This is a genomic window from Variovorax paradoxus (assembly GCF_040544635.1).
GTDB lineage: Bacteria > Pseudomonadota > Gammaproteobacteria > Burkholderiales > Burkholderiaceae_C > Variovorax > Variovorax paradoxus_R.
Window position 1 is genome coordinate 194,024 of sequence record NZ_JBEPKJ010000014.1, and the last position, 7,223, is coordinate 201,246.

Genomic DNA, 7,223 nt, shown 5'->3' on the forward strand with positions numbered 1-7,223 from the left:
GAAGACTGGGGGGAGGGATCAGGTTCTTATGATACCGGCCATGAATCGTCGTCAGCTCTGGAGGGATCTTTCGCGCTTTCCGTGGGGCAACACCGCGGCGGTGCTGGGCGAGCGTTTCCGCGAAGACCGCCTCGGCCTGACGGCCAGCAGCCTTACTTTCACCACCACCATTGCCATGGTGCCGTTCTTCACGGTGGCGCTGGCGCTTTTTACCGTGTTCCCGATGTTCGCCAAGCTGCAAGGGCGGCTGCAGCGCTGGCTCATCGAGAGCCTGATTCCCGACAACATCGCGCGCCAGGTGCTGGGCTACCTGAACCAGTTCTCGAGCAAGGCCGGGGGCCTCGGTATCGCAGGCCTGGCGGTCTTGCTGATTACCGCCATTGCGCTGATCCTCACCATCGACAAGACGCTCAACAACATCTGGCGGGTGCGTTCGCCGCGGCCTTTTGCGCAGCGTGTGCTGATCTACTGGGCCGCCATCACGCTCGGCCCGCTGATCCTGGCGGTGAGTTTGTCGACCACTTCGTATGTGTTTTCCTTTTCGCGCGACGTGGTGGGCGGAAGCATCGTCAAGCTGTTCCTGGACACCTTCGAATTCGTGCTGCTTGCGGCGGGCATGGCCTCGCTCTACCACTACGTGCCGAACACCAACGTCCGCTGGTCGCATGCGTGGGCCGGTGGCATCTTCGTGGCGGCGGCCATCGAAATTGCAAAACGCGTGCTGGGCTACTACCTGAGCCTGGTGCCGACCTATTCGGTGCTCTACGGCGCGTTTGCCACGGTGCCGATTCTGCTGGTGTGGATCTACGTGGCCTGGGTGATCGTGCTGCTCGGAGCGGTCATCGCGGCCTATTTGCCCAGCCTGCTGACCGGCGTTGCGCGCCGAGGCGGGCGGGCCGGGTGGCCGCTGCAATTGGCCATGGAGGTGCTGCAGCACCTGGCGCGTGCGAGCGCCACACCGGCCAAGGGCATGGGAGCCACCGAGCTCGTCACGCGCATGCGGGTCGACACGCTGCAACTGGTGCCGGTGCTCGAAACATTGGTGGCACTCGACTGGATTGCGCCGCTCGCCGAGGAGACCCCCAACGAAGACCCGCGCTACGTGCTGCTGGCCGACCCGTCCACGCCCATCGAGCCGCTGCTCAAGGAATTGCTCATGCCGCAGGCCGAGCCACTTGAAGACCTGTGGCAGAAAGGGCCGCTTCGCTCGCTGCGTCTCGGCGATGTGCTCCTGATTTAGTAGCGGTCAGATCTTGATCTTGCCCAGCCAGATGTCGCGGTACATCGCCCAGTCGCCCATGAAGGAATAAAGCGGGCGCTTGAACGAGGCCGGCCTGTTCTTCTCGAAACCGAAGTGCCCGATCCAGGCAAAGCCGTAGCCCGCCACCAGCCCGGCCAGGAGCCAGAGCGGATTGAGCGTGACCACCAAGGCCACCAGGCACAGCAGCGACAGGGTCGAGCCGATGAAGTGCAGGCGCCGGCAGGTGCGGTTGGCGTGCTCGGTCAGGTAGAAGGGGTAGAACTCCGCAAAGCTCTTGAAACATCGCGGATCGACAGCAGATTCCGGGGCAGTCGTGGTGTTCATCGTGCGAGTCTCCTGAGCGCCGGGGGCGCTTTGTTCATAATAGCCACGACCTCCCGGCCGCACCACTGCGGCTTCGTATTCACACCTTCACCGCATCAGCTTTGAGTGCTCTTCCCGCCGCCCCCGATTCCGCCGAGCCGGCCGGCGCTGCGCCATGGGTCGTGTGCCTGTGCGCCGAATGGTGCGGCACCTGCCGCGACTACCGGCCGCTGCTCGAGCAGGTGGCACGGGCGCATCCGCAATTCCGCTTTGCCTGGGTCGACATCGAAGACCACGCCGAGATTGCCGATGTCTTCGACGTCGAGACCTTTCCGACGCTGCTGATTGCCGGCGCCGACGGCACCCGCTTTCTGGGCCCGCTGCTGCCGCACGCCGAAACGCTTTCGCGCATGCTCGGCGCGCTGCAGGCGCCGCAGCCTTCCAGCCTGGACGTCGACCTGCTGCTGGCGGTGCTCGAGAAGCGTCCCTCCGAATTCGCGGTCTGACCGCGCACCTGCCATGAACATCCTGATCTTCGGCGCCACCGGCATGGTGGGGCAGGGCGTGCTGCGCGAATGCCTGCTCGCGCCCGACGTGGCGCGCGTGGTTGCGGTCGGCCGCAACGCCACCGGGCAGCAGCACCCGAAGCTGCAGGACGTGGTCATCAAGGACATGTACGACTACACCGGCTTCGAGCCGCAGTTGCAGGGCTTCGATGCCTGCTTCTTCTGCCTCGGCGTGTCGTCCGTCGGCATGAAAGAGGCCGACTACAAGCGCATCACCTACGACCTCACGATGGCGGCCGCCACGGTGCTCGCGCGGCTCAACCCCGGCATGACCTTCACCTACGTGACGGGTGCGGGCACCGACAGCAGCGAGCGCGGCAGCAGCATGTGGGCGCGCGTGAAGGGCGCCACCGAAAACGCATTGCTCAGCCTGCCGTTCAAGGCGGCCTACATGTTCCGTCCCGGCATGATCCAGCCGCTGCACGGCGCGCGTTCGAAGACGCCGCTCTACCAGGCCGGGATCATGGTGCTCAAGCCCGTGCTCGGGCTGGCCTTGCGGCTGTGGCCCGACAAGATAACGACCACCGAGAAGGTCGGCCGCGCCATGCTGGCCGTGGCGCGGCATGGTGCGCCGAAGGTGCTGCTCGACCCGGCGGACATCAACGCCCTGGGGCGCTGAAGCTCACGCAGCCGCGGGCGCACTGGAACGTGCGCGCCCCAGCTTGCGCCGCCCCGCGCTGGCAATGGCATTCACCAGGTGCCGTACGAACTCCTGCGCCAATGGCGCGAGCGTGCGGCCTTCGAGCGCCAGCACCTGCAATTGCCGCTGCTGCAGCGGCGCCTCCGCGAACGGGCGCGCCACCACCGTGCCCGCGTCGATGAGATGTGTGACTGTGAGGTGCCCGGAAAGCATCACGTCCGGCGTGCGCAAGAGCGGCAGCAGCACCGATGAAAAGTTGCTGACGAAGATCGCGCGGTACTGCAGGCCCTGCAGGCTGCACGCCTGGTCGAACAGCTGCCGCGCGGTCACACCCTTGTCGCCCACGGCCAGCGGATAGCGAACGGCGTCCGCCACGGACACCACGCGCTGCCGCGCCAGCGGATGGTCGGGGCGCAGCACCGCGAACACGGGCGCATTGGCGGAGTGCTCGATCTTCAGGCCGGGCTCCGGCGCGACGACGTATTTCAGCGCGATGTCGGCCTCGCCGCGCGCGAGCAGTGCGCTCACGCCGTCGGGCGAGCCCACGTGGAGTTCGAGCTGCGTGCCCGGGTGCGCCGACTCGAAGCTGCGCATGACCTGCGGCATGAAATGCGCCGCGAACCCCTCGGTGCACGCCATGCGGATGCGGTGTGCGCTGCGGCCGCCGAGGTCGCGCACCTGTTCGATGACCTGCTCGATGTCGAGTTGCGCATTGCGCAGATGCGCCGCGAGCCGCTCACCGGCTGCGTTCAGTGCCATGCCCCTGGCGTGGCGCTCGAACAGGGGCGTGCCCAGGCTGTCCTCGAGCTTGGCGATCTGGCGGCTGACCGCCGATGAGGCCACGAACAGCCGCGCCGCGGCCTGGCTGACGGAGCCGCTGCGCGCCACTTCCAGGAAATGGCGCATCGGAATGCTGAGAAGCGGTGGTGTCATGAGGGATCAGAGCCTTGCCTTGAAGGCAATGGTAGCTTGCCAAAACGGTGCTGGAAGCATCGCTCTCCAGGCCTTGTACTTGCTGCACCCCACGGAAACAGGAAATCCCTCCATGCAACGTACCGAAAGCCTTGCCGCTGCCGCCGCCTATTTCGACGAAGGCGGCTTCTTTGCCGACCTGCAGCGGCGCGTCGCCTTTCGCACCGAAAGCGACACCGGCGCCGCCACGCCCGCGCTCGGCGCCTACCTGCGCGACGAGCTGGTGCCGCCGCTGGCCGCGCTGGGTTTCGCGTGCGAAATCGTCGAGAACCCGGTGGCCGGCGGCGGACCTTTCCTGATTGCGCGCCGCGTCGAAGACCCTGCGCTGCCCACCGTGTTGAGCTACGGCCACGGCGACGTGGTGAGCGGGCAGGACGCGCACTGGGAAGAAGGCCTCGGCCCCTGGGCGCTCACGGTGCGCGGCGACCGCTGGTACGGGCGCGGCACGGCCGACAACAAGGGCCAGCACACCATTGCCATCGGCGGACTGGCGGCCACGCTGCGCGCGCGGGGCGGGCGCCTTGGCTACAACATCACCTGGCTCATCGAGACCGGCGAAGAGGCCGCTTCGCCGGGCCTGCACGCGGTGTGCGAGCAGCAGCGCGACAGGCTGCGCGCAGACCTGTTCATTGCCAGCGACGGACCGCGCGTGAGCGCCGCACGGCCCACGCTGTTTCTAGGCTCGCGCGGTGCCGTCAACTTCAGCCTGCGGTTGCGCGCCCGGGCGCGGGGCTATCACTCGGGCAACTGGGGCGGCGTGCTCGCCAACCCGGCCACGGTGCTGAGCCATGCCGTGGCATCGCTGGCGGATGCGCGGGGGCGCATCCTGGTCGAGGCCTTGCGACCGCCATCGATTCCGCAGGGCGTGCGCGAGGCGCTGGCCGATATCGCCATTGGCGGCGGCGCCGACGATCCCGCGCTCGACGAAGGCTGGGGCGAGCCCGGACTGAGCCCGGCCGAGCGGCTGGTGGCGTGGAACACCATCGAGGTGCTTGCGCTCGGCGCGGGCTCGCCGCAGCGGCCAGTGAATGCGATTCCGTCCGAGGCGGTGGCGCATTGCCAGCTGCGCTTCGTGGTCGGAACGCCGTGGCGGGAGCTCGCGAACATCGTGCGCGCGCACCTCGACGCACACGGCTTCGGCAACGTCGAAGTGCAGGTCACGCTGGAAGGCGCGGCCACGCGGCTCGACGTGGAAAACCCCTGGGTCGACTGGGCGCGGCGCTCCATCGAGCAAAGCAGCGGCCAGCGCGTCGACCTGTTGCCCAACCTCGCGGGTTCACTGCCCAACGACGTCTTCGCCGACCTGCTGGGCCTGCCTACGCTGTGGGTGCCGCATTCCTACCCGGCCTGCGCGCAGCACGCGCCGAACGAACACCTGTTGGCCCCGCTGGCGCGCGAAGGCCTGCAGATCATGGCGGGCCTTTACTGGGACCTGGGCGAGCCCGGTCTGGCGCCCTGGGCTGCCGGGAAAACAACGCCGCGCGCCCACGCCATCGCCTCCTGACTTTTCTTCCTGGACGAACCATGAAAACCGCTCTCTCCCACAGCTTCCGCAGCCTGCTGGTCTGCGCTTCGGCATTTTTCGCCTTCCACGTCTCCGCGCTCGCGCAGGACACCTGGCCCGACAAGGCCGTGAAGCTGGTCGTGCCCTTTCCGCCGGGCGGTGGCACCGACATCGTCGCGCGGGCGATGGGGCAGGGCCTGTCGGAGCGGCTCGGCCAGCCGGTGGTCATCGACAACAAGCCCGGCGCCGCCACCATCATCGGCACCGATTCGGTCGCCAAGGCAGCGCCGGACGGCTACACGCTGCTGCTCTCGGGCTCCACCAGCTACAGCGTGAACGCCGCGTTGCGTGCCAAACTGCCTTACGACCCGGTGCGCGATCTGGCGCCCATTGCGATCGTCGCGCGCACGCCGCTCGTGCTGGTGGTGGGCGCCGGCACGCCTTGGCGCTCGCTGCCCGAACTCATCGCCGCCGCCAAGGCCAAGCCGAAGAGCATTCGCTACGCGACCTTCGGCTCCGGCTCGGGGCCGCACCTGGCGGGCGAGTTGTTCGCGTTGGCCGCGGGTATCCAGCTGCAGGACATCCCATACAAGGGCAGCAGCCAGGGCTCAATGGCGGTGATCGGCGGAGAGATAGAGATCGGCCTGGACACCGTGGCCGCCGTGGCGCCGCACGTGCGTTCGGGCAAGCTGCGCGCGCTGGGCATCGTGGGCGCCACGCGCTCGAGCATGCTGCCCGAAGTGCGCACCCTGGCCGAGCAAGGGTTGCCCGATGCCACCTTCGACGCCTGGTACGGCTTTGCCGCGCCGGCCCGCACGCCGGCACCCGTGCTCGACAAACTCACACGTGCGGTCACGGCCACGATGAGCAGCCCGGCGCTGCAGGCGCAACTGCGCGCACAGGGCATGGAGCCTGTCGTCATCGGCGCAGCGGCGTTCCGCAGCCAGATGGAAGGCGAGATCTCGCGCTACCGCGCGCTGGCCCATCGCGCGGGCATCGCGGCGGAATAACGAGCGATTGGTTCAGGCGGGCGCGCCGACGAAGTCGCGCAGCGCGAACAGCACTTCGTCGGGTGCCTCGCTCATCAGCGAGTGCCCCGCATGCACGGTGATGACCTTGCCATTTTTCGCCTTGCCGACCAGCGCCTTGGTGGCGCGTGGCGGCGTCATCTGGTCTGCATCGCCGAGCAGGAACAGCACGGGGCACTGCACGGCTTCGATGGCTTTTTCGCCGTTGGCGTAGTCGTTGCAGGCCTTGAAGCCGATATGGAACACGTTGGCGTCGCGGTTGCTCGCGAGCACGCGGCGCATCAGCGCGCGCGAACTGCCATAGAGCCAGGTGCCGGGCCCGAGCGAGGAGGGCGGCGGCGCGAGCAGCGAGTGCGAGAAGTTGTTCACCATGGTGATGGCGCGCTGCGGGTCGTTGAGCGCGCCGTCGAGCAGCGCGGGCGACACGGTCATCGGATAGGCCGTTCCCACCAATGCAAGATGAGTGACCCGTTCGGGCGCGCGTGAAGCGGCTTCGAGCGCAATCAGCGAGCCGAAGCTGTGGCCCACGAGCGCGGCCTTCTGCACGCCGGCGGCGTCGAGCAGCGCAATGACGAACTGCGCTGCTTCTTCTACGCTCTCGGGTGGTGGGCCTTCGCTCTTGCAATGGCCGGGCAGGTCGAGCGCAAGCACGTTCCAGCCGTGGTTGGCGAACCAGCGGCTTTGCAGAATCCACACGCTGTGGTCGTTGAGTACGCCGTGGATGAACACCACAGTCGGCTTGGCGGCGTCGAAGATCTTGCCGCCGGTGTAGCAGTAGGTGGTGTGGCTGTTGACGGTGTAGTTCATGTCAGTTGCTTTACCGTTGTGTTGCGCATCGCGCGCAGTTTTGTTCGGGGCGCGTGCAAAGGCCACCGGGTACTCCCCTCCGCGAATGTCCCCCGCCTTCGGCTCCTCCTTTATTTCGCTGCGGGGAGCACCCGATGCCCTG

The 7,223-nt window shown here is 67.6% G+C and carries 8 protein-coding genes; 5 read left to right on the forward strand and 3 right to left on the reverse strand.

Going from position 1 to position 7,223, the window contains the following annotated elements; translation table 11 throughout:
• Positions 1–28 precede the first annotated feature (28 nt).
• Positions 29–1,240: a YihY family inner membrane protein gene (locus tag ABIC94_RS22740; RefSeq protein ID WP_354375241.1), complete on the forward strand. Its 1,212-nt coding sequence runs from the start codon at positions 29–31 to the stop codon at positions 1,238–1,240.
• A gap of 6 nt (positions 1,241–1,246) precedes the next feature.
• On the opposite strand, the gene ABIC94_RS22745 is transcribed toward ABIC94_RS22740, so the two are convergent.
• A complete protein-coding gene (locus ABIC94_RS22745) occupies positions 1,247–1,585 on the reverse strand; it encodes an Mpo1-like protein (RefSeq protein ID WP_354375242.1) in 339 nt (112 codons plus the stop codon).
• Positions 1,586–1,686: 101 nt separating this feature from the next.
• On the opposite strand from ABIC94_RS22745, the gene ABIC94_RS22750 reads away from it, so the two are divergent.
• Together ABIC94_RS22750 and ABIC94_RS22755 are read left to right on the forward strand one after the other, a co-directional pair.
• Complete coding sequence (locus ABIC94_RS22750; protein ID WP_354375243.1) at positions 1,687–2,070, forward strand: thioredoxin family protein; 384 nt, start codon at positions 1,687–1,689, stop codon at positions 2,068–2,070.
• Positions 2,071–2,083: 13 nt separating this feature from the next.
• On the forward strand, positions 2,084–2,749 hold the full coding sequence (locus tag ABIC94_RS22755; RefSeq protein WP_354375244.1) for an epimerase: 666 nt from the start codon (positions 2,084–2,086) through the stop codon (positions 2,747–2,749).
• Between the two features lie 3 nt (positions 2,750–2,752).
• Here ABIC94_RS22755 and ABIC94_RS22760 read toward each other — a convergent pair whose 3' ends face one another.
• Complete coding sequence (locus ABIC94_RS22760) at positions 2,753–3,703, reverse strand: LysR family transcriptional regulator (RefSeq protein ID WP_354375245.1); 951 nt, start codon at positions 3,701–3,703, stop codon at positions 2,753–2,755.
• Positions 3,704–3,815: 112 nt separating this feature from the next.
• Between ABIC94_RS22760 and ABIC94_RS22765 the strand changes: the two genes are divergently transcribed.
• Together ABIC94_RS22765 and ABIC94_RS22770 are read left to right on the forward strand one after the other, a co-directional pair.
• Positions 3,816–5,246 carry a M20 family metallopeptidase gene (locus ABIC94_RS22765; RefSeq protein WP_354375246.1) on the forward strand — a complete coding sequence of 477 codons (1,431 nt, stop codon included), beginning with the start codon at positions 3,816–3,818 and terminating at the stop codon, positions 5,244–5,246.
• Between the two features lie 20 nt (positions 5,247–5,266).
• The gene (locus ABIC94_RS22770; protein ID WP_354375247.1) at positions 5,267–6,256 is read left to right on the forward strand and encodes a Bug family tripartite tricarboxylate transporter substrate binding protein; all 990 of its coding nucleotides are present in this window, start codon (positions 5,267–5,269) and stop codon (positions 6,254–6,256) included.
• Between the two features lie 12 nt (positions 6,257–6,268).
• Here ABIC94_RS22770 and ABIC94_RS22775 read toward each other — a convergent pair whose 3' ends face one another.
• Entirely contained in the window at positions 6,269–7,081 is an 813-nt protein-coding gene (locus ABIC94_RS22775; RefSeq protein WP_354375248.1) for an alpha/beta fold hydrolase, read from the reverse strand.
• Positions 7,082–7,223 lie beyond the last annotated feature (142 nt).

Bases quoted from the DNA above. Each gene is read 5' to 3' on its own strand.
- ABIC94_RS22765 (WP_354375246.1), top strand. From the start codon at position 3,816: ATGCAACGTACCGAAAGCCTTGCCGCTGCCGCCGCCTATTTCGACGAA.
- ABIC94_RS22770 (WP_354375247.1), top strand. From the start codon at position 5,267: ATGAAAACCGCTCTCTCCCACAGCTTCCGCAGCCTGCTGGTCTGCGCT.
- ABIC94_RS22745 (WP_354375242.1), bottom strand. From the start codon at position 1,585: ATGAACACCACGACTGCCCCGGAATCTGCTGTCGATCCGCGATGTTTC.
- ABIC94_RS22760 (WP_354375245.1), bottom strand. From the start codon at position 3,703: ATGACACCACCGCTTCTCAGCATTCCGATGCGCCATTTCCTGGAAGTG.
- ABIC94_RS22755 (WP_354375244.1), top strand. From the start codon at position 2,084: ATGAACATCCTGATCTTCGGCGCCACCGGCATGGTGGGGCAGGGCGTG.
- ABIC94_RS22775 (WP_354375248.1), bottom strand. From the start codon at position 7,081: ATGAACTACACCGTCAACAGCCACACCACCTACTGCTACACCGGCGGC.
- ABIC94_RS22740 (WP_354375241.1), top strand. From the start codon at position 29: ATGATACCGGCCATGAATCGTCGTCAGCTCTGGAGGGATCTTTCGCGC.